The organism is Neisseria sp. P0021.S007 (assembly GCF_051956855.1).
The window spans coordinates 1-1,032 of sequence record NZ_JBQCXA010000159.1 but is presented as its reverse complement, the minus strand read 5'-3'; the positions used below and the strand labels follow the sequence as shown (position 1 = coordinate 1,032).

General features: G+C 52.0%; 1 pseudogene. It reads left to right on the top strand.

Features of this window, described 5'->3' with window-relative positions:
- A pseudogene (locus tag ACTHUR_RS11895) lies at positions 1-1,032 on the top strand (hemagglutinin repeat-containing protein); the annotation flags it as partial.

The window sequence follows — 1,032 nt, the reverse complement described above, 5'->3', positions numbered from 1 at the left end:
CGCGTATCTACACCGGCATCGACACCGAAACTGCGGATCAACACTCAGGCCGTCTGAAAAACAGCTTCGACAAAGACGCGGTGGCCAAAGAAATCAACCTGCAAAGGGAAGTAACACAGGAGTTCGGCAAAAACGCCGCCCAAACCACAGCAGCCGTTTCCGACAAACTCGGCAATACCCAAAGTTACGAACGGTATCAGGCAGCCAAAACCCTGCTGGAGGCCAAACTGCAAAATACGGACAGCGAAGCCGAAAAAGCCGCTATCCGCACATCCCTCGGTCAAGTAAACGCCTACCTTGCCGAAAACCAAAGCCGCTACGACACCTGGAAAGAAGGCGGCATAGGCAGGAGTATCCTGCACGGAGCGGCAGGCGGACTGACGACGGGCAACCTCGGCGGCATACTGGCCGGCGGCGGCACTTCCCTTGCCGCACCGTATTTGGACAAAGCGGCGGAAAACCTCGGCCCGGCGGGCAAAGCGGCGGTCAACGCACTGGGTGGGGCGGCCATCGGCTATGCGGCGGGCGGGAATGCAGGTACGGCGGCAGTAGGGGCGAATGTCGATTGGAACAACCGGCAGCTGCATCCTGATGAAAGGGCTTGGATAAAACAAAATGCCAAAGCATTTGCAAAACAAGAAAATGGCGGGAAGGAACCTACCGCCCAACAAGTTGCCGATGCTCAAAAACGCTTAGTGCATCAAGCAGTCAAAGAAACCGATTTATTTTGGATGCTGACTTTAGAAAAGGTAACTGATTTACCTGCAAAAGACTTTCTTAAAAAAGCCAGGCAGACCTTTCTCAATGAAGATGGCAGGCAACAGCGATTCTTCACTACGGAAGGCAAACAATTTGTCCGACCGGAGGTTTTTGCACCGGAGGCCCAATCAGACCTTGTGTTCTACCGAAACAATTTACACTCATCCAAAAATAGCAGCATTACCCAAGGCGCGAAGGATTTGGCTTCGGAATTTGCAAAAAAATCCTGGAAGGAAAAAATACAAAATCCACGAAAAACTATTACTAGAGGAG